The 20,514-nt window shown below is 66.1% G+C and carries 18 protein-coding genes, 1 pseudogene and 1 riboswitch; of the genes and pseudogenes, 7 read left to right on the top strand and 12 right to left on the bottom strand.

The window, feature by feature from the left end:
- Positions 1-189: 189 nt before the first annotated feature.
- Positions 190-2,208, bottom strand: coding sequence for an ABC transporter ATP-binding protein (locus tag QN358_RS04320; protein ID WP_136642865.1), 2,019 nt, complete (start codon positions 2,206-2,208; stop codon positions 190-192).
- Between the two features lie 68 nt (positions 2,209-2,276).
- Positions 2,277-3,959 carry a glycoside hydrolase family 13 protein gene (locus QN358_RS04315; protein ID WP_136642866.1) on the bottom strand — a complete coding sequence of 561 codons (1,683 nt, stop codon included), beginning with the start codon at positions 3,957-3,959 and terminating at the stop codon, positions 2,277-2,279.
- 194 nt (positions 3,960-4,153) lie between these two features.
- On the opposite strand from QN358_RS04315, the gene QN358_RS04310 reads away from it, so the two are divergent.
- From QN358_RS04310 to QN358_RS04290, 5 genes are all read left to right on the top strand, one after another.
- Entirely contained in the window at positions 4,154-5,401 is a 1,248-nt protein-coding gene (locus QN358_RS04310; RefSeq protein WP_136642892.1) for an ABC transporter substrate-binding protein, read from the top strand.
- A gap of 75 nt (positions 5,402-5,476) precedes the next feature.
- Complete coding sequence (locus QN358_RS04305; protein WP_136642867.1) at positions 5,477-6,508, top strand: carbohydrate ABC transporter permease; 1,032 nt, start codon at positions 5,477-5,479, stop codon at positions 6,506-6,508.
- 77 nt (positions 6,509-6,585) lie between these two features.
- A complete protein-coding gene (locus QN358_RS04300) occupies positions 6,586-7,425 on the top strand; it encodes a carbohydrate ABC transporter permease (RefSeq protein WP_136642893.1) in 840 nt (279 codons plus the stop codon).
- Positions 7,422-7,664, top strand: a complete 243-nt coding sequence (locus QN358_RS04295; protein ID WP_136642868.1) for a hypothetical protein — start codon at positions 7,422-7,424, stop codon at positions 7,662-7,664. The genes QN358_RS04300 and QN358_RS04295 overlap by 4 nt, the downstream gene beginning before the upstream one ends.
- A 14-nt stretch (positions 7,665-7,678) precedes the next feature.
- Positions 7,679-8,692 carry a LacI family DNA-binding transcriptional regulator gene (locus tag QN358_RS04290; protein ID WP_136642869.1) on the top strand — a complete coding sequence of 338 codons (1,014 nt, stop codon included), beginning with the start codon at positions 7,679-7,681 and terminating at the stop codon, positions 8,690-8,692.
- Positions 8,693-9,105: 413 nt separating this feature from the next.
- On the opposite strand, the pseudogene QN358_RS04285 reads toward QN358_RS04290, so the two are convergent.
- Together QN358_RS04285 and QN358_RS04280 are read right to left on the bottom strand one after the other, a co-directional pair.
- Positions 9,106-9,366: pseudogene (locus QN358_RS04285) on the bottom strand (transposase); the annotation flags it as partial.
- Positions 9,367-9,450: 84 nt separating this feature from the next.
- On the bottom strand, positions 9,451-10,347 hold the full coding sequence (locus tag QN358_RS04280; protein WP_323511704.1) for an SDR family oxidoreductase: 897 nt from the start codon (positions 10,345-10,347) through the stop codon (positions 9,451-9,453).
- A 102-nt stretch (positions 10,348-10,449) separates the two neighbouring features.
- On the opposite strand from QN358_RS04280, the gene QN358_RS04275 reads away from it, so the two are divergent.
- Positions 10,450-11,028, top strand: coding sequence for a TetR/AcrR family transcriptional regulator (locus QN358_RS04275; protein WP_136642871.1), 579 nt, complete (start codon positions 10,450-10,452; stop codon positions 11,026-11,028).
- Positions 11,029-11,123: 95 nt separating this feature from the next.
- Here the strand turns inward: QN358_RS04275 and QN358_RS04270 are convergent, their stop codons facing one another.
- The 6 genes from QN358_RS04270 to QN358_RS04245 all read right to left on the bottom strand — a co-directional run bounded on the left by QN358_RS04270 (position 11,124) and on the right by QN358_RS04245 (position 17,357).
- Entirely contained in the window at positions 11,124-12,458 is a 1,335-nt protein-coding gene (locus tag QN358_RS04270) for an MFS transporter (protein ID WP_136642872.1), read from the bottom strand.
- A 142-nt stretch (positions 12,459-12,600) separates the two neighbouring features.
- Positions 12,601-13,083, bottom strand: a complete 483-nt coding sequence (gene ribH, locus QN358_RS04265) for a 6,7-dimethyl-8-ribityllumazine synthase (RefSeq protein WP_136642873.1) — start codon at positions 13,081-13,083, stop codon at positions 12,601-12,603.
- 94 nt (positions 13,084-13,177) lie between these two features.
- Entirely contained in the window at positions 13,178-14,464 is a 1,287-nt protein-coding gene (gene ribA / locus QN358_RS04260) for a GTP cyclohydrolase II (RefSeq protein WP_323511703.1), read from the bottom strand.
- Positions 14,461-15,060, bottom strand: coding sequence for a riboflavin synthase (locus QN358_RS04255; RefSeq protein ID WP_136642875.1), 600 nt, complete (start codon positions 15,058-15,060; stop codon positions 14,461-14,463). The genes ribA and QN358_RS04255 overlap by 4 nt, the downstream gene beginning before the upstream one ends.
- A 12-nt stretch (positions 15,061-15,072) precedes the next feature.
- Positions 15,073-16,227 (bottom strand): bifunctional diaminohydroxyphosphoribosylaminopyrimidine deaminase/5-amino-6-(5-phosphoribosylamino)uracil reductase RibD, encoded by a 1,155-nt coding sequence (ribD, locus tag QN358_RS04250; protein ID WP_323511706.1) that lies wholly within the window; start codon positions 16,225-16,227, stop codon positions 15,073-15,075.
- 152 nt (positions 16,228-16,379) lie between these two features.
- Positions 16,380-16,555: riboswitch (FMN riboswitch) on the bottom strand.
- Positions 16,556-16,583: 28 nt separating this feature from the next.
- Positions 16,584-17,357: a polyprenol monophosphomannose synthase gene (locus tag QN358_RS04245; RefSeq protein WP_201799324.1), complete on the bottom strand. Its 774-nt coding sequence runs from the start codon at positions 17,355-17,357 to the stop codon at positions 16,584-16,586.
- Positions 17,358-17,422: 65 nt separating this feature from the next.
- Here QN358_RS04245 and QN358_RS04240 point away from each other — a divergent pair, with 65 nt between their 5' ends.
- Complete coding sequence (locus QN358_RS04240) at positions 17,423-18,529, top strand: FUSC family protein (protein ID WP_323511702.1); 1,107 nt, start codon at positions 17,423-17,425, stop codon at positions 18,527-18,529.
- Between the two features lie 23 nt (positions 18,530-18,552).
- Here the strand turns inward: QN358_RS04240 and QN358_RS04235 are convergent, their stop codons facing one another.
- Together QN358_RS04235 and trpS are read right to left on the bottom strand one after the other, a co-directional pair.
- Positions 18,553-19,392, bottom strand: a complete 840-nt coding sequence (locus tag QN358_RS04235; protein WP_136642876.1) for a cytochrome c oxidase assembly protein — start codon at positions 19,390-19,392, stop codon at positions 18,553-18,555.
- 98 nt (positions 19,393-19,490) lie between these two features.
- Entirely contained in the window at positions 19,491-20,513 is a 1,023-nt protein-coding gene (gene trpS, locus QN358_RS04230; RefSeq protein ID WP_136642877.1) for a tryptophan--tRNA ligase, read from the bottom strand.
- Position 20,514: the final 1 nt, after the last annotated feature.

Here is a 20,514-nt window from a genome sequence, read left to right as displayed (position 1 = left end):
CCCCCCCCCCCCCCCCCCCCCCCCCCCCCCCCCCCCCCCCCCCCCCCCCCCCCCCCCCGCCGGGGGGGGGCCCCCCCCCCCCCCCCCCCCCCCCCCCCCCGACTCGATGTGGGGTGTGCCGCGGTGGCCGGCGGAGGGGCGAGCGGGGGCGGCGAGACGGGGGCCGGGAGGTGGGGCCGGGAGGTGGGGTCAGACGAGCAGTTGGCGCTTGGCTAGCTCGCGGTAGAGGGGAGTCGAGACGACGAGTTCGGAGTGGGTGCCGACGCCGACGACCGATCCGTGGTCGAGCACGATGATCTGGTCGGAGTCGACCACGGTCGACAGCCGGTGCGCGATGACGATCAGCGTGCGGTTCTCGGCCACGGCATCGATGGCCTCCCGTAGCATCTGCTCGTTCAGCCCGTCGAGGCTCGAGGTCGACTCGTCGAGCAGCAGGATGGGCGGTGCAGCAAGCAGAGCCCGCGCAATGGCGAGACGCTGGCGTTCGCCGCCCGACAGCATGACGCCCTCTTCGCCGACCGGGGCATCCAGACCCTGCGGCGACCGCTCGAGCACCTCGAGCAGGTTCACCGCGCCGAGAACGGCCACGCACTGTTCGTCGGTTGCGTCGGGTGTGGCCAGCAGCAGGTTCGAGCGAATGCTTCCAGCCAGAACGGGCGCATCTTGCTCGACGTACCCGATCTGTGAGCGGAGTTCCCGCCGATCGAGCTGCCGAATGTCAACGCCGCCCACCCTGATCGCGCCGCCGGTCGGGTCATAGAACCGCTCGATCAGCGCGAGAATGGTGCTCTTGCCGGCACCCGAGGGCCCGACGAGCGCAATGCGCTTGCCCCGAGGCACCGCGAAGCTCACCCCGTGCAGCACCGCTGTGCTCTGGATGCCCGACCCCCCAGCGCCCGCCAGCAACGCCGTGCCCGGGCCTGACTTCGCGCCCCGCCCGTCTTTCGCGCCGTCACCGGGAGCAGCGCCTTCGGCGTAAGCGAACCGGACTTCGTCGAACTCGACCGCGATACTCGCGTCTCCGGGCGCGAAACCCGTGACGCGCGCGCCGGCGGCGGTGCCAGCGCCAGCCGCCGCGCCCGCGGCGCCCAGCGCCGCAGCCCCCGCCACCCCGCCGAGCGGCGCCTCGTCGCGGTCGAACTGCCCCTCGCTCGGCAGGTCGATGATCTCCTGGATGCGCCCGAGCGCCCCGAGCGCCGAGTTGACCGACGTGAACGCCCCGAAAGCCTGCCCGAGCGGCAAGATCATCATGAACAGAAAGAGGATGAACGACACCAGCGAGGCCACGCTGATGGCGCCGCTCGCGACGCGGTAGCCGCCCACGCCGATGACCGTGAGAAACGCGACCTGCAGGGCGATGCCTGAGACCGGTACGACGAGCGCCGAGATCTTGGCGACCTTGATGCCCATCAGCCACGCACCTTCGGCATCTTTCTCGACCGCAGCGACTTCACGCTCGGTGGCGTTGGCCGCACGCACGGTTCGCACGGCGCTGATGGCCCGCTCGACACTCGCGGCGAGGTCGCCGACCTTCTCCTGCGCCTGGCGGCTGGCCACCCGGATGCGCGCCGAGAGCAGCACGACCACGACAATGGAGACCCCCACCACGAGAACGGTGAGCCCGAGCAGCACGGGGTCGATGATGAGCATCGCGATGAGCGCACCCACGAAGGTGAGCGAGCCGCCGATGGCCTCGACCAGGCCCTGGGTGAGCACGGCCCGCAGCAGTGTGGTGTCAGAGCCGACTCGCGACACGAGGTCGCCGGTGCGCCGCGTGTCGAACTCCCTGATGGGTAGGTTCAGCATGCGCCCCACCAGCCGCCGGCGCGACGAGAGCACCACGCCTTCCCCCGTGCGCTGCAGCAGGTAGTGCTGAAAACCACTGATGAGACCGGAGACGACCACCAGAATGACCAGCAGCCAGACCAGGCCGCCGAGGCTCGACCCGGCCGTCACGAGCGAGATGACCTGGCTCACAAGCAGCGGTTGGGCGAGGCTCGCACCGGCCCCGAGAACGCTCAGCACGATGACGAGCGACAGCACCTTCTTGTGCTCGAACAGGTAGGGCAGCAGATCGCTGAACTTCGCGCGCGGGCCTTCGGGGTCGCGCCCGCGGCCCCTGCCCCGCCCGGTGCGGGTGGTTTCGGATGCCCGGGCCGAGCGGCCTCGTGCGGCGCCCGTGGCGCGTGGTTCAGTGGAGGAAGTCACCGGTACAGCTTATTTCGCCCCACTGACCTCGACCTGACCTCGAACCCCGGGCATCCGCACACCCACGCTCAGCGCAGCCAGACGGACCCGTTAGAGTTCAGCTGCCCGGCGTCGACCGCTGCGTCGTCACTGACGAGCAGCACCTCATGGTGCGAGGGCAGCTCGACGGGCTCTGCCCCGAGGTTCGCCAGAACCCGCACGCCGGCCACCGTGAAGTCGAGCGTGTCGCCGGTCGAGGCGTTGAACGAGAGCTCGGCGCGCCCGAGCTGCAACTCTCGCCGCAGCAGCAGGGCCCGGCGGTACAGCTCGAGGGTCGACAACGGATCGCCATCTTGACGGTCGGCAGCCAGCTCGCTGTACGAAGCCGGTTGCGGCAGCCAGGTCGAGCCAGACGGGCCGAAGCCGAACCCCGGCGCGTCGCCCTTCCACGGCAGCGGCACGCGGCATCCGTCGCGGCCGATGTCGACGCCGGCCGTGCGCCAGAAGTTCGGGTCTTGCCGAAGCTCTGCCTCGAGCGTGGTGTGCTCTGGCAGGCCGAGCTCTTCGCCCTGATAGAGATAGGCAGAACCTGGCAGCGCGAGCATCACCACCGTCGCCGCGCGGGCACGGGCGACGCCGAGTGCGCTGTCGGGCTGCTCGTCGGTCGCACTGATGCCCTTCGGCCACGCCGACGGGTCGCTCAGCCCGAAACGCGAGGCATGCCGCACCACGTCGTGGTTCGAGAGCACCCACGTGGTGGTCGCCCCCACCGCGCGGTTGGTCGCCAGCGCGCTCTGAATGGAGTCGCGCATGCGGCCCGCGTTCCACCCCACGGTCATGAAGTCGAAGTTGAAGGCCTGCTGCATCTCGTCGGCCCGCACGTACCGGCTGAGGCGCTCGGCCGGGGCGACCCACGCCTCTGCCACGAGCATGCGGTCGCCGTCGAACGCCTTCAGCACCTCGTTCCAGCCCCGGTAGATCTCGTGCACGTCGTCTTGATCCCACATGGGCCCGCGGTTGCCGCCGCCCTCGAGCATCTCGCCGGTGATGCCCTCGAAGTCGGGCAGTTCGTCGTGTTTGATCAGCCCGTGCGCCACGTCGACCCTGAAGCCGTCGACCCCGCGTTCGGCCCAGAACGCGAGGATGCTCTTGAATTCGTCGACGACCTCAGGGTTTCGCCAGTTCAGGTCGGGCTGCGACGTGTCGAACAGGTGCAGGTACCATTCACCCGACGCGTCGTTCACCCGGCTCCAGGCCGAACCGCCGAAGACCGAGCTCCAGTTGTTGGGCGGCAATTCGCCTGCCGCGCCGGTGCCGGTGCGGAACAGGTAACGAGCCCGTTCGGGGCTGCCGGAGGGAGATTCGAGCGCTTCGACGAACCACGGATGCGCGCTCGACGTGTGGTTCGGAACGATGTCGACGATCACCTTCAGCCCGAGCTCGTGGGCTGTCTGCAGCATGCGGTCGAAGTCGGCGAGCGTGCCGAAGAGTGGGTCGACGTCGCGATAGTCGGCCACGTCGTAGCCCCCGTCGGCCTGTGGCGAACGGTAGAACGGGGAGAGCCAGACCGCGTCGATGCCCAGTTCTGAGAGGTAGCCGAGACGTTCTTCAATTCCTCTCAGATCTCCCATTCCGTCGCCATCGCCGTCGGCGAACGATCGGGGGTACACCTGGTAGATGACGGCGTCGCGCCACCACTCGCCAGTGGTGAAACTACCCGTCGTGCCGGGCTGGGTGGGTGCCGTTTCGGCCACAGAGATTCTCCTTCGCATCACACATGAGTATAAATCAACTAAGCTGGCGGTAGAGACCTCACAGCTGGCGTACATGACAAGCGGTTGCCGCAAGCGCTTGCATTTGGTTTTGCCACCGTATAGGTTCTGTTCGCAAGGCGCAACAGAGCCTTCCTGACTCAACGAGGAGTTTCACAGTGCATGTATCAAGAGTGAGTGTCATCGTCGTAGGCATGGCGCTGATGGGCGCCACGCTCGTCGGCTGTTCATCCGGAGGCGGCAGCGGTTCGGGCGGCGGAGACGCGGCGAACAATCTCGACGGCGTCGGCCCCATCACCTACGTTCAGGGCAAAGACAACAGCAACGTCGTTCGGCCCATCATCGACAAGTGGAATGCCGCGCATCCCGACCAGGTGGTCACGTTCAAAGAGCAGAGCGACCAGGCCGACCAGCAGCACGACGACCTCGTGCAGCACTTCCAGGCCAAAGACGCCAACTACGATGTCGTCGACGTCGATGTGGTGTGGACGGCCGAGTTCGCCGCCAAGGGCTGGCTTCAGCCGTTGAAAGACAGTCTGGCCGTCGACACTTCGCTGCTTCTGAAGCCCACCATCGCCACGGCCACGTACAACAACACGCTCTATGCGGCACCGCAGACCTCCGACGGTGGCCTGCTGTACTACCGCAAAGACCTTGTGCCCACGCCACCCACCACGTGGGCAGACATGATGAAAGACTGCTCGATCGCCACGCAGAACGGCATCGGCTGCTACGCCGGCCAGTACGCGAAGTACGAGGGCCTCACGGTGAACGTGTCTGAGGCCATCAACACCGCCGGTGGCTCCATCGTGGGCACCGACGGCAAGACGCCAACGCTCAACACTCCCCAGGCGAAGGCAGGCCTGCAGAACCTCGTCGACGCGTACAAGAACGGCAACATTCCAGCCGACGCCATCACCTACCAGGAGGAGCAGGGTCGTACGGCCTTCGAAGCCGGGCAGCTGCTGTTCATGCGCAACTGGCCGTACGTGTACAACCTCGCCAAGACCGATGGCAGCTCGACCGTGAAAGACACGTTCGGCGTGGCACCCCTGCCCGGCATGACCGGAGTTGGTGCATCCACCCTCGGCGGCCACAACGCGGCGATCAGCGTCTACTCGGCTCACAAGAAGACCGCGCACGACTTTCTCGCGTTCCTCGAGAGCAGTGACACGCAGAGCTTCTTCTTGAGCCAGGGCTCGCTCGCCCCCGTGCTGTCGTCGCTCTACGACGACACGTCGCTGCAGGCGAAGTTCCCGTACCTCTCTACGCTGAAGGCTTCGATCTCGAGCGCCGTTCCGCGCCCCGTGACACCGTTCTACCCGGCCGTCACCAAGGCCGTGCAAGACAACGCCTACGCGGCCATCAAGGGAGACAAGACAGTCGACCAGGCCCTGACAGACATGCAAGCCGCCATTCAGACGGCCAGCACCGGCAACTAACGAACACTGCGCGTACGGGTGGGCGGCGAGGATGCCGCCCCACCCGTACGACCTACAGAACGGTGAAGGTGTCACATGTCCACAGCAACTGAAGTCGTCGGAGCCCCTGCGGGGGTTCCCCGCGCCCCGCGCACGGGCGCCAAGAAGAAACGCCGCGGCGAAACACGCGTGGCGATCTACCTCGTGGCGCCCACCCTCATTCTTCTCGCGGTGGTCATCGGGTACCCGGTGGTCAGCGCCATCATCATGTCGTTTCAGAAAGATGCCGGCCTCGACCCGGCAACCGGCCTGTTCGTGGCCGGGGGCTTCGCCGGTATCTCGAACTACGCGCACTGGATTCTGCAGCAGTGCCTCGATACGTCGGGCAATACCATCTCGTGCCCGCCCGGCAACCTGGGCTCGCAGTTCTGGAACGCCACTGGTGTGACGTTCTTCTTCGCCGTCGTGACAGTTGCGCTCGAGACGGCCTTCGGCGTCTGGATGGCCATCATCATGAACCGCACCTTCCGGGGTCGCGGCCTCGTGCGTGCGGCCATTCTCGTGCCATGGGCCATTCCCACAGCCGTCACGGCGAAGCTGTGGTTCTTCATCTTCGCCACGAGCGGCATTGCGAACGCGCTGCTGCAGACACAGATTCTGTGGACGAGCGATGAATGGGCATCCCGATTCGCCATCATCATCGCCGACACGTGGAAGACCACGCCGTTCATGGCCCTGCTCATTCTGGCCGGGCTGCAGATCATTCCCGAAGACGTCTACGAGGCCGCCAAGATGGATGGCGCGACGACGTTTCAGCAGTTCTGGCGCATCACGCTTCCGCTCATCCGCCCGGCACTCATGGTGGCGGTGCTGTTTCGCATTCTCGACGCCCTGCGCATCTACGACCTGCCCGCCATTCTCACCGGCGGCGGAGGTGGTACAGGCAATGCCACGACGACCCTCTCGATTCTGGTCGTCGACCAGATCAGGCAAGGGTTCAACAGTGCATCCGCCCTCTCGACCATCACCTTCATCATCATCTTCATCGTGGCCTTCATCTTCGTTCGCGTGCTCGGCACGAATGTCGTGCGCACGCAGCAGGCCCAGCAAAAGGGAGCAGCAAAATGAGCGCCATCGCAGCAACCGCCACGCGCACCGTCGCCCGTGACCGAGCCGTGGCCGCGGTCGACACACGCGCCATCGCCATGAAGCGGCGAGGCCGCGGCAGGGGAATCCGCACCGGTATCAGCGCCGCCGTCATTGTGCTCTGGTGCCTGGCGCCGTTCTACTGGATGATCGTCACCGCATTCCGCGACGTGGGCTACACCTACGACACTGCGTTCTGGCCCACGCACGTGACCTTCGACAACTTCACCACCGCCTTCTCGACGCAGCTCGGCAACCACCTCGGCAAGGCGCTTCTGAACAGCCTCTTCATCGGGGTGTGTGTCACCGCCATCGCCCTCATCATCGGAATCTTCGCTGCGTATGCCCTCGCGCGACTCGATTTTCGATTCAAGGGCATTCTGCTGGGCGTCATTCTGGGGGCCTCGATGTTTCCGGGTGTTGCTCTCATCACACCGCTCTTCCAGCTCTTCACGAACATCGGGTGGATGGGCAGCTACCAGGCGCTCATCCTTCCGAGCATCTCGTTCGTGCTGCCGCTGACGGTCTACACGCTCACCTCGTTCTTCAGGGAGATGCCGTGGGATCTCGAAGAGGCGGCCCGCATCGACGGGTGCACGCAGGCGCAGGCGTTCCGCAAGATCATCCTGCCGCTGGCAGCCCCAGCCGTGTTCACCACCGCGATTCTGGCGTTCATCTCCTCCTGGAACGAGTACCTCATCTCAAGCCAGCTCTCAAGCGATGCCACTCAACCCGTCACCGTTGCCATCGCGAGCTTCGCGGGCAGCCAGCCCCATCAGGAGCCGTACACCACGGTCATGGCGGCCGGAACGATCGTGACGATTCCCCTCGTCATACTCGTGCTCATCTTTCAGAGGCGCATCGTGGCCGGTCTGACCGCGGGCGGCGTGAAGGGATGAATTTCCTCAGCCCCAGCCGGCAGGAGGCCATCGACATCGCCATCGGCATTCTCGGCTTCTTCGCACTGGCATTCTTCGTCATCACTGTTGTGGCAGAGTTGACGGGAACGGCCGCTCTCGGCTGGGCGCTGACGCTTCTTGTACTCGTTCTCCTGCTCGCCGGTCTGCTTCGGCTGCGCACCCGAGTGGCACGGCAACTGCGCGATGACGAGGCAGCCTCCGCCGAATTGCGTGAGTGAGGTGAACTTCAGTTGTGACGAGCATCGACGATGTGGCTCGGGCCACGGGTGTTTCGACTGCAACGGTCTCGCGGGCTCTGCGTGGGCTCGCCAACGTCTCTGAGCCCACCCGTCTACGGGTGCAGGCGAAGGCCGACGAGCTCGGCTATGTCGCCTCGCTGACGGCCTCGGGTCTCGCCACCGGGCGCACGCTCACCATGGGCGTGGTGGTGCCGTCGGTGAGTCGTTGGTTCTACACAACGGTGCTCGAGGGCATCGATGTCGTGCTCCGTGCGGCGAACTACGATCTGATGCTCTACAACCTGGCGAGCCGGTCGGGGGATCGCGAGCGGGTCTTTCACCGGTCGATCCTTCGCAAACGAACTGACGCACTCATCGCGCTCTGCATGGAGTTCACCGAGCCCGAACGCGAGCAACTGCTGTCTCTCGGGCATCCGGCACTCGTCATCGGCGGCCCGGTGAAAGGCATGCGCCACATCGGCATCGACGAACGCGGCGCCGGTCGCACGGCCACCGAACATCTCATCGAGCTCGGCCACACCGCCATCGCGCACCTGGGGGGCGACGACGACGAGGGCATGAACCGTCGTGTGCCGTTGACCCGACGACTGGGCTACCGAGATGCAATGGGGTCGGCCGGTCTGCCTGTCAGAAACGAATGGATGCTCTCGGGCCGCTTCTCGTTGGCCATCAGCCGCGCGGTCGTGACAGAACTGCTGAGGCGCCCGGGTGAACGCCCGACCGCCATTGTGGCGAACTCCGACGAAATGGCCATCGGTGCAATTCTCGCGGCGGCAGACTGCGGTATTTCGGTGCCGAGCCAACTCTCGGTGGTCGGTGTCGACAACCACGACCTCGCCGTGTCGTTCGGGCTCACGACCATTGCGCAAGACCCGTACGAGCAAGGTCGGCTCGCGGCGAGCATGCTGCTCGACGAACTCGGCGGTGCACCGGCGCGCAAGTCGTCGGTACGGGCTCCGTCGTCGCTGCTGGTGCGCACCAGCACGGCTCCACCGGTCAGGCGCTGAGCGCGGCGGCGGGCGCCATTCGCCGCCCGCTGCCGTAGCGCGCTAGATTCGCACCCTCGACTCCGACGCGCAGAGGTCACTAACCTCGGGAAACAAGTTTCACGACGTGTGCAAAGGTCTCCACCAGAGTGGGTGCTTTGATATCAAGGCGCCTCCGCGCAAAGCCAACGACGTCTACCGAATTCTTCTCGGAGATTTTCACGAGCGGATGGCCGTCTTGAATTACTACCCAGCGTGATTCGGCCACAGAGTCCTGCCTTCGGAATTCACAGCCTCGACCAGCTCGTCATAGCCGCCGACATTCACAACTGGCCGATCCGGCAGCGACTTGTCAACTGGTACGTATTGCGCAAACCTGCGCGGCATGCCCGGGGGAAGCTGCTGACGCGGGCCGCGGTCGTCGCCAAGAGATCTCATTCATCAACGCTAATCCGGGCGAACCTCAATGCGATCCCGGATGCGTCTGAAGCGTGTGGCGGCTTCACTCCGGCAGCAGCCGTAGCGAGCGCAGGGTCGAGGGTGAGGCGGCTTTTCGTGAGGATGTCGAGGCCGAGATAGCGGCGGCCCTCGACCCATTCATCGGTCTGCTCGGCAAGTACCGCGCCGACGAGGCGGATGATCGCGTCGCGGTTCGGGAAGATCCCAACGAAGTCGGTACGGCGCCGGATCTCACGATATCTTTGCGCTCCTCTATGGCCGAGCAATTGCGTGGTGGGGTAGTTGGCAGTCAGCCGAAGCTCCCTGACAGTCGTGAATGGCTACGTGAGATAGTCGCCCTGGGCGAGGTCAGCAAGCAGGCTTTCGTGGGTGGGGCTCCAGCCCAGGAGTTGCTGCGTGCGAGCGCTGGAAACCGGGGCGTCCGCCCCATATAGAGCGGCCATGAATGGGCTGATGTAGTGCGCCGCCGCCTCGTCGGGAGTCAACGACATCGTCGGAACGCTGAGTCCCGCGGCGATGGTTTGGGCGATGTCGAAGAAAGAGACATTCTCCGCGACGGCGTGCAAAACGCTCCCCGCGGGAGCGCTTTCGACCGCGAGCCGGTAGAGCTGCGCCGCGTCGCTGCGGTGGACCGCCGGCCACCGGTTCGATCCGCTTCCCACGTACGCCGACACACCTGTTTCTTTTGCCGTGCTGATGAGCATGGGCATGAACCCATGATCACTCGGGCCATGAACGGTGGGCGCGAGGCGCAGCACGATCGCACGCACGCCTCGATCGGCGAACGCCAGGCACGCGTCCTCGCCGGCGAGTCGAGCAGCAGCAGCGCCGTCACGGTCGGGCTTGTCCTCCTCGCACGTCTCTCGCCCATGCGGCAGAACGAGCGTGCCGGAGGTCACGACGAACGGTTTGTTCGAGTTCTCGAGCGCGTCTCCTATTGCTGTGATCGCGTTCACTTCACGGCGGATCATCGATTCAGGGTCGGCGTAGTCCCCGCCGTAGGCCATGTGCACGATTCCATCGGCTGCGCCCGCGGCAGTCGCCAAGACATCGAGATCTTCCAGGGATCCTCCTACCGGTTCGGCGCCGAGCTTCTCGAGGACACCTATGGACGCATCCGAACGCGCTAAACCGCTGACAGTGTGTCCGGCACGGATCAGCTCCGTGACGATGGCAGGACCGGTTTGCCCAGACCCTCCGGTGATGAAAATTCTCATGAGATCGCCCCTTCAAACCACGTGGCATCGTTGCGCCACAATGTAACACATACGTTATGTCAGCATCTGGCGCAACGTCGGGTATCGCGGTAGGCTCGGAGCATGCCGCGAAGTGGACTCGAAGCCCGCCGACGTCTTCAACAGGCAGCTCTGGAGCTATACGCCGAACGGGGATACGACAGCACGACTGCTGCCGACATCGCTGATCGGGCGGGCGTGAATCAACGGACGTTCTTTCGTCACTTTCCGGATAAGCGCGAGGTACTCTTCGGTGGTCAAGACGATCTCCATCAGTCCTTGATCGCTTCTGTCATCGCCGAACCGGACGGTACGCCACCCGTGGACGTTCTCCGGAACGCGCTCCTTGCTTCGACTCATGTCTTAGAAGACAACAAGGAAGCGGGTGCGACTCGGCTTCGCATCATCGCCGAGACTCCCGCCTTGCTCGAGAGAGACCTCGCTAAGGGGGCCGCTATGGCATCAGCCCTCGCGGATGCCCTTTGCGGCCGCGGAGAGACACGAGACGCTGCCGATCTCGTTGGAGCGGTCTGCTGGGCGACCTTCCATCACGCCGCAGCTCAATGGATCGCCACTCCCGGACGCACCCTCGACAGCTTCGTCACGGACGCATTCGACCTCCTCTCTTCAAGCGTCAACCGCTCAGCAAGATCCGTCTTATAGTCGAACGTTCACGAGAGAGTCTTGGCAATAGCGGTCCTGTCGATTCGACGTGACATAGCCGCCGCGGCAAGCCAGTTTCCGCCGGCTCAGCCCGATCAGCTCAGGTTGTCGTCGTACGCGACATCGCGCGTCTCGCGGCTGATGAACAGAGCGATCAGAGTGATGATGCCCATCGCGCTCAGATAGATGCCCACCAGCACTGCGCTGCCGCCTGCGGCCTGCCAGAGCGCCACCGCGATGAACGGGGCCACCGCCGCACCCAGAATCGAGGCGAAGTTGTAACTGATGGCCGACCCGGTGTACCGCACGTTTGCCGGGAAGAGCTCGGGAAGAACCGCACCCATCGGGCCGAAGGTGAGCCCCATCAGGGTGAAGCCGATGATGAGCAGGGCCATGGTGCCCACCACGCCGCCGCCGAACAACGGAACGAAGAGCAGACCGAACACAATGATGCCGGCAGTGGTGAAGAGCAGCGTCTTGCGGCGACCGTACTTCTCGGCGAGCGGGCCCGATACGAGGGTGAAGATGCCGAAGAACACGACGCCGATGATGAGCATGATCAAGAACTGGTTGCGGTTGTAGCCGAGACCGGCCGTCGCAGCCGTCGTCGGCGTGGTGCCGTAGGTCAGCGTGAACGTGGTCATCAGGTAGAACAGGGTGTAGGTGGCGAGCATGATGAACGTGCCGAGGATGAGCGGGCGCCAGCTGCTCTTGAAGACGCGGGCCACGGGAACCTTCGCGACCTCACCCGAGTCGAGTACCTTCTGAAAAGCGGGCGTCTCGACGAGACGGAACCGCACGTAGAGCCCCACGATGACCAGCACAGCGCTCACGACGAATGGCACGCGCCAGCCCCAGGCCGTGAAGGTGTCGGGCGACATGACAATGTTCAGCACGAGAAACACGCCGTTGGCGAGAATGAAGCCGATGGGCGCACCCATCTGCGGAAAAGTGCCGTAGATGGCGCGCTTGCCCTTCGGGGCGTTCTCGGTGGCCAGCAGTGCCGCGCCACTCCACTCGCCACCGAGGCCGAGGCCCTGGGCGAACCGCATGACGGTGAGGAGAATTGGCGCCCACAGGCCGATCGAGGCGTACGTGGGCAGCAGGCCGATCACGACGGTGGCGATACCCATCGTGAGCAGCGAGGCGACGAGCGTCTTCTTGCGGCCGATGCGGTCACCGAAGTGCCCGAAGATGATCGAACCGATGGGGCGGGCGATGAACGCAACCCCGAAGACGGCGAATGAGGTGAGCAGCCCCACGTTCGCGTCGGTGCTGGGAAAGAAGAGTTTCGGAAACACCAGCACCGCAGCGGTGGCGTAGACGTAGAAGTCGTAGAACTCGATCGACGTGCCGATGAGGCTCGCGAGAATGACTCTCGAACGAGTGTTGACGGCGGCGACGGTCGGGGCAATCGTGGGCGAAGACATAGCGGCTTTCAGGCAGGAATATGTGAAGACACTGAAACGGTGAGGCGTCGGTCGGGCGCAGGGTCAACCACAGTGTGACGAAGGGCGAAGTTTGTGCTTCGCCCTTCGTCACACTGTGGTTGACCCGCGAAGGGGTGGGCTCTCAGTTCTTTGTCTGTTTGAGTTCGCGCAGCACCAGTGCGGTGGCCACAGCGGCATCGGCGGCCTCGGCGCCTTTGTCTTCGCGAGAACCCGGCAGGCCGGCGCGGTCGAGGCCCTGCGCTTCGTCGTCGAGGGTGAGCACGCCGAAGCCCACAGGCTTGCCTGTCAGCACGCTGACCTGGGTGAGGCCACTGGTGGCGGCATCGGATACATATTCGAAGTGCGGGGTGCCGCCCCGGATGATCACCCCGAGTGCCACCACGGCGTCGGCCCCCGCTTCGAGCGCCGCGCGACTCACCACGGGCAGCTCGAAACTGCCCGGCACGCGGATCTCGGTGACGGTCACGTTGGCTGCAGCGAGCGCCCGGTGGGCGCCCGCGAGCAGGCCGTTCGTGATCTCCTCGTGCCAGCGGCCCGCAACAATCGTGACAGTGAGGCCGGTGCCGTCGAGCGGCGTGGAGGTGGGGATACCGGCGGTGCTCATGTGGTGGTGCCTTTCGGATGGGTACGGATGGGTACGGGTGGGGCGGGTGAGAGGGCGATGCTTCGGCGTCAGGGCTACCGTTGCGCGCTCCGCGTCAGTTGCCACCGGCGGGCAGCAGGTGGCCCATTCGGTCGCGCTTCGTGTTCAGGTACGCCGTGTTCGCTGTGCCCTGACCCACCACGAGCGGTTCGCGCTGGTTCACCGTGATGCCGTGCTCTTCGAGCTGGCGCACCTTCTCGGGGTTGTTGGTGAGCAACCGAATCGACGTGAGGCCGAGCTCGTCGAGAATGGCGGCGGCCGCTCCGTAGTCGCGGGCGTCGGCGGCGAGGCCGAGCGCGAGGTTCGCATCGAGGGTGTCGAGGCCGTCTTCCTGCAGCCGGTATGCGCGCAGCTTGTTGATGAGGCCGATTCCTCGACCCTCGTGCCCGCGCAGGTACACCACGACGCCGCCGTTCTGGGCGATGAGCTCGAGTGCGGCATCCAGTTGCGGGCCGCACTCGCATTTCAGCGAACCGAAGGCTTCGCCGGTGAGGCATTCCGAGTGCACTCGCACGAGCGCGCCGGGCGCCGAGGGGTCGCCGGCGACCACCGCGAGGTGATCTGACCCGGTGACCCGGTCGTGGTAGGCCCGAAAACGGAACGAGCCGTGAACGGTGGGCACAACGGTCTCGACCTCGAACTCGACCCGGCTGTCGTTCGCGTGTGCAGCGGGTTCCGGATGCCCGCTGCCGCCGTGGCCCGCCACCGCATCGCTGCCCGTCGCCTCGGCCAGGTCGAGCGCATCGAGCCACTCGATCATGGCCGCGATCGTGGTGACCGGAAGGTCGTCGCGCTCGCCCAGGGCGATGAGGTCGCTGAGCCTGGCCATCGAGCCGTCGTCGATGACGATCTCGCCGATGACGCCCACGGGGGTGAGCCCCGCGAGTTTCAGCAGATCGACCGTGGCCTCGGTGTGGCCGGGGCGCTGGCGAACACCGCCCTCGACAGCGACCACCGGCAGCACGTGGCCGGGCCGGATGAAGCTGGCCGGGGTGGAGCCCGGGTCGGCGAGGGCGCGGAGGGTGTGCCCCCGATCGGCCGCGCTGATGCCCGTGGTCACGCCCGACGACGCGTCGACCGTGATCGTGTACGCCGTGCGCAGGGAGTCTTCGTTTCGCTCGACCATCGGCGGGAGACCGAGGGCGGCGGCCCGCGCGGCGGTCATCGGGGCGCAGAGAAAGCCGGAGGTGTTGCGCACCATCCACGCGATCCACTCGGGCGTTGCCAGCTCGGCGGCCAGAATGGCGTCACCCTCGTTCTCGCGGCCCTCATCGTCGGCCACGATCACCGGTTTGCCGGCGCGGAGGGCCTGAAGTACGTCGGGAATGCTCGACAGGGTCATCGGTTGCTCCTCAGTGACAGCAGTCGCTCCACATGGCGGGCGAGTATGTCGGTTTCGATGTTGACGACGTCGCCGGGAGCGAGTGCGCCAAGGGTGGTTGCGACGAGGGTCTCGGGAATCAGCGAGACCTCGAACCAGTCGTCGCCCGCGTTCGAGACGGTGAGCGAGACGCCGGCAACGGCGATGGAGCCCTTGTCGACGACGAGCCGGGCCAGGTCGTCGTCGAGGCTGAAGCGCAGCACCCTCCACGCCTCGCCGGGGGTGACGCTCTGCACCGTGCTGGTGCCGTCGATGTGCCCCTGAACGATGTGGCCGCCGAGACGGTCGCCCACGAGGGCTGCGCGTTCGAGATTGACCGGGTCGCCGGGGCGAAGGGCGCCGATGGTACTCATGTCGAGTGTCTGCTGCATGACGTCGGCCGTGAATGAGTCGGGGCCCTGGTCGACCACGGTGAGACACACGCCGCTCACCGAGATGGAGTCGCCGTGCTTCGCGCCCGTCACCGCCAGCGGAGCGCGGAGCGTGAGCCGCACCGCGTCAATGCTGTGTTCGAGGGCGAGAACAGTGCCTACTTCTTCGATGATTCCGGTGAACATGCGACTACTTTCTCAGGCGATCGGGGAGGTGAAGGGCGCGGGGGTGGTGCCGGGCGCGGGCGCGGGGCGGGCGACCAGGCGGAGGTCGGGGCCGAGCAGCTCGGCCGAGACGAGGGTGAGCTGCCGGGCATCCGTGATGCTGGCAATGCCGAGGTCGCCGAGTGCCAGCATGGGCCCGCCGAGCAGCACGGGGGCGAGGTAGACCACGAATTCGTCGACGAGGCCGGCGGCGACAAAAGCGCTCGCAAGGGTGGGGCCGCCCTCGACGAACACCGATCGCACGCCGCGTTCGAACAGGTCGCCGAGCACGGCGGTGAGGTCGTGGGTGCGGTACTCGAGCAGGGGCTCCGGATGCGCGTGCAGTCGTGCCCCGGCATCGATGGTGCGGCGACCGATGACCACGGGTTGCGGCTGGTGCGCATGGAGGGTTGCGGCGGGCGTTGCAGAATCGCTGGTGCTGGTGCTGGTGCTGGTGCTGGTGCTGGTGCTGGTGCTGGTGCTGGTGCCAGCGGATGTGCTCGGGGCGGCAGAGCCAGGCGCATCCAGCAGGGGCGTCTCCCGCCGCGCGGTGAGGGTGGGGTCGTCGGCGAGCACGGTGCCGGTGCCCACGACGATGGCGTCGACCCTGGCGCGCCGGGCGTGCACGTCGGCTCGGGCGGCGGGGCCCGTGATCCACTGGCTCGAGCCATCGGCGGCTGCCGCGCGACCGTCGAGGCTCGCGGCCCACTTCACCGTCACGTGGGGCCGACGGGTGCGCAGAGCGGTCAGCCACGGCCGGATGCTCTGCTCTACTTCGTGGGCCAGCACCCCGCCCTGCACCCGAACTCCGGCGGCTTCGAGCGTAGCGGCGCCACCGGCCGAGCTCGGCCCCGGATCGCTGACACCGAAGTACACCGCAGCAACCCCTGCGTCGATCAGCGCAGCGCTGCACGGACCAGTACGCCCGATGTGGTTGCACGGTTCGAGGGTGACCACGGCGGTGGCGCCCCGAGCGTCGGTGGGGGAGGAGAGGCGGGAGAGGGCATCCACCTCGGCGTGCGGTGTGCCCGCACCGCGGTGCCAGCCTTCAGCGAGCACGCGGCCGTCGGGTGCGAGGATGACGCAGCCGACCTGCGGATTCACACCCCAGGCGGGGCCGTTGGCGCTCAGCTCGATGGCACGGCGCATCGCTTCGCAGACACTGCCCTCCGGAGGCAGGGGCCCACCGAAGGCGGCCTCACTGGCGGGGCGGGTGTCGGTCATCGGGCTCTTTCGTCGGTTGACGAACTCCCGGGTAGCGCAAAGCGCTCGTGCGTGCCGCCGAGGTACGGCGAAACTCACGCGTGCACCTCTCATCCGGACTCCTGAAGGCCGGGCGCCCTTCGGCGCCACACCCTCATGACCGTCGGTTCTGGAATTACACCAGATCAGCCGCCGACTCTCTGCTCATGCAGACAACCAGGCCGCTCGCGGACTATTACCGCCGGTTCGGATTCTCACCGACCCCGGGCACGTTCTTCGAATCAGTTTATACCACTCGAGAGCTAGGCGGCCTGGTCGCTGGAATCGGGCGTGCGGGCGGAGAGTGCCTGCGACTTCGGGATACGGCCGAGGCGAGACGCGATACCCCACGAGGTGACCTTCGAGAGTGCCTCCACGACGATGCCGCTTGTCATCTTCGACTGGCCCTCGAGCCGCTCGACGAAGGTGATCGGAAACTCGCCCACGTTTCCGCCCGAGCGCTCGACGAGCCAGGCGAGTTCGATCTGAAAACAGTAGCCAGCCGAGTCGAGCTTCGAGAGGTCGAGGGCGCGCAGGGTGTCTGCGCTGAAGCCGCGGTAGCCCGACGTGATGTCGTGCAGTTTCGACGACAGCATGATGCGGGCGTAGGTGGTGCCCGAGCGGGAGATGAGCTTGCGGTACCAGGGCCAATTCTCGGTCTTGCCGCCCGGGATCCACCGCGCGCCGATGGCCAGATTCGCACCACCCTCGAGCAGCGCCAGCAGGCGTGGCAGCTCTTCTGGCTGATGTGAGCCGTCGGCATCCATCTCGATGATGAAGTCGTAGCCCTGACCGAGCGCCCAGCCGAAGCCTGCGACGTAGGCGGTGCCCAAGCCGTTCTTCTCGGTGCGGTGCATGATGTTCACGCGCTCGTCGGCTGCCGCAATGCCGTCGACGATCGCGCCGGTACCGTCGGGGCTGTTGTCATCGACGACAAGAACATTGACGGTCGGCACAGAACTCAGAACCCGGTCGATGATCGCGGCAATGGTGTCTTTTTCGCGATACGTGGGAATGACGACGACAGCTCCAGGCAATGGGCTACCTTTCTTTGGGACGGATCTAATATAAGGCACGGCCTTCTAGTGTGGGATGTGTGACTGTGAGTAAGGCCAGCGGCTGGTTCAGTGGGCGACGCCTCAACGTGGCCGCACTTTCGCCCGAGCGCTACGCGAAACTCGTTCTCTCGACGTCTCGAATACCGTTTCTGCAGGTGGTGAAGACCAGCCTCGCGGCCATCGTCTCGTGGTACGTCTGCCTGCTGGTACTGCCGGCAGGCCAGACCCCCATCTTCGCCGTGATCGCGGCGATGCTGGTGGTTCAACCGAGCGTCAACCAGTCGTTCGGCAAGGCGCTCGAGCGCTCGGTGGGCGTCGTCATCGGCGTGGTGCTGGCCTACTTTGTTGGGCTCGTGTTCGGTCAGGCGGCGTGGGCCGTTCTGCTGTCGGTGGTGCTTGCGCTGGTGCTGGGCTGGGCGTTGAAGCTCGGGCCCACTTCGTCTATTCAGATTCCCATCAGCGCGATGCTGGTGCTGTCGCTCGGGGCCACGACCCCCGGGTACGCGGCGAGCCGCATCGTCGAGACCCTCATCGGAGCAGTGGTCGGCGTGGCGGTGAACCTGCTGCTCGTGCCGCCGGTCGCCCTGCAACCGGTGCACGAGGCGGTGGCGCGGCTGGGTAACGAGGTTGCGGGCATCCTCGACTCCCTGGCACACCTGCTGAGCGATGAGACGACCATCAACGAGCGCACCGAGGTTCTGCTCGCGGCCCGACTGCTCTCACCCATGCGGGCGAAGGCGGCGGCGGCGCTCGCGAGCGGTGAGGAGAGCCTCAAGTTCAACCCGCGCCGGTCGGTGCACCGCGACGTGCTCGAACGCGACGGCCAGCTGCTCGCGATGCTCAGCATTCTGGTCACGCGGGTGGTCGGTATGACCCGCGGTGTGATCGACCACTACGACGACGAGTTGCCGGGCGAACCCATCGTGGGCGAGATCGTCGCCGAGCTCACGCGCGCCGCGCACGACCTGCGGCTCGTCATTCTGAATGCCGATCTCCCCGGCACCCGCCCCGAGGTTGTGGATGCCCTACCGGCCCTCACCGCGCCGCTGATGGTCGCCGTGCCGCGCTCAGAGCACTGGATTCTGCTCGGCTTCCTGCTCGAAGACCTGCGCCGCATCCACGAAGAGCTCGTCGAGGCCACCGCGCGCTGACCTCGCCCGGCGGGCTGGCCCCGTCAGTCGGGCGGGCGCTGACCGAACGAGCGCAGATGGGCCTGGGTGAGGGCATCCATCTCGTCGTCTGAGAGTTCGTCGATCTGTTTGGCCTCTTTTTTGTCGTGCTTCGACCAGCGGATGAACAACAGAATCAGAATGGGAATGTCGGCGACTTCGGCAATGAACCAGAGCAGGTCGCCCGAGAGTTGCTGGTCGCGCAGCGGGCTCGGAAACCAGCCCGGCGTCACCCCCACGAATGGCGCCACGTGGTCGAGGATGTTGTCGTTCAGCCGCAGCAGAATGCCCGGGATGGCGTCGATGACGAGTTCGACGAAGGCCAGCATGAACTCGGCCACGATGAACAGGCTTGTGCGGGCCACCACCAGCTCGGTGAGCGGCAGCACGAGGATGAGGCCGACGACGGGCACCACGAGGGGAATGAGGCCCTGGGCGAGCGGCGACTGCCGCAGCACCCCCGACAACGGCGTGAGAAACACCGAGAACACCACCAGCGCGAACACCGGGCCGAACACCGCGTTGCCCATGATGCCGATGAGGCGCGACTCGAGCACCCGGTTCAGAGCGCGAAGGCCCCGGCCGGTGAGGGCGCGGCGGGCCAGCAGCACCGGCTTGCCGGTAGCGAGCAACCCCGGCACGGCGAACAGCAGCAGGGCCACACGGGTGCTGAAGGCGAACCGCAGCTCGGTGCTGTACACCCCGAGAAACCCGAACTCGATCACCGCGAACGAGCCGAGCCCCAGCAGGTAGAAGCCCGCCGTGGGCAGGGGTGGCCAGTACTCACCGCGACGCCTCAGGCGCAGGATGCCCGCGAGATACAACAGCCCGGCGACAACGATCACCGTGACACCGACCGCGTTCAGCTGCCACGTGCTCAGAAAGCCGGCGATGTCAGGCGTGTGCTGCTCCTCTTCGTGACCCCGCTTCTATTATGCGCGCGTCACACGAGGCGGTAACGCACCCGCGGCAGAAAGCCCACTCGCTCGTACACGGTGGCGAGCGTGGCGTCGGCCACCTCGTTGGCGCGGTCGGCGGCTGCGGAGAGAATGCGGTCAAGCTCCGCGGGGTCGGCCAGCAGTTCGAGGGCCCGCTCCCGCATGGGGGCGAGCGTCTCGACGACCACCTCGGCCAGGGCCTTTTTGAGATCGCCGTAGCCGCGACCGGTGAACTCCGACTCGAGCGACGGGATGCTCTGGCCCGACATCACCGAGAAGATGGAGAGCAGGTTCGAGACGCCGGGCTTGGTGGCGGGGTCGAAGACGATGCCACCGTCGGCGTCGGTCACGGCGCGCATGATCTTCTTCTGAGTGACGGCGGGCTCGTCGAGCATCCAGATGACCCCGGCGTGCGATTCGGCCGACTTCGACATCTTCGACGACGGGTTCTGCAGGTCGTAGATCTTCGCGGTCTCTTTGAGGATGTAGGCCTCTGGTACCACGAAGGTGTCGCCGAACCGGCTGTTGAAGCGCGTGGCAAGGTCGCGGGTGAGCTCGACGTGCTGGCGCTGGTCTTCGCCGACCGGAACCTCGGCGGCGTTGTACAGCAGAATGTCGCCCGCCTGCAGGATGGGGTAGGTGAACAGGCCCACCGAAGCGCCATCGGAACCCTGCTTGGCCGACTTGTCTTTGAACTGTGTCATGCGGCTGGCCTCGCCGAAGCCGGTGATGGTGTTCAGCACCCAGGCCAGCTCGGCGTGGGCCGCAACGTGCGACTGCACGAACAGCGTCGACTGCGCCGGGTCGATGCCGGCGGCGATGTACTGCGCAACCGTGCGGCGGGTGTTCTCGCGCAGCTCTCGGGGGTCTTGGGGCACCGTGATGGCGTGCAGGTCGGCCAGCATGAAGAACGTCTCGTGCGTGGCCTGCATCGCCTTCCAGCTCAGCAGGGCGCCGACGTAGTTGCCGATGTGCAGTGACTCTGCCGACGGCTGCATGCCTGACATGAGTACGGGTCTGGGTGTCATG

The organism is Subtercola sp. RTI3 (assembly GCF_035018625.1).
Classification (GTDB): domain Bacteria; phylum Actinomycetota; class Actinomycetes; order Actinomycetales; family Microbacteriaceae; genus Subtercola; species Subtercola vilae.
This window is presented reverse-complemented; position numbering and strand designations above follow the sequence as displayed.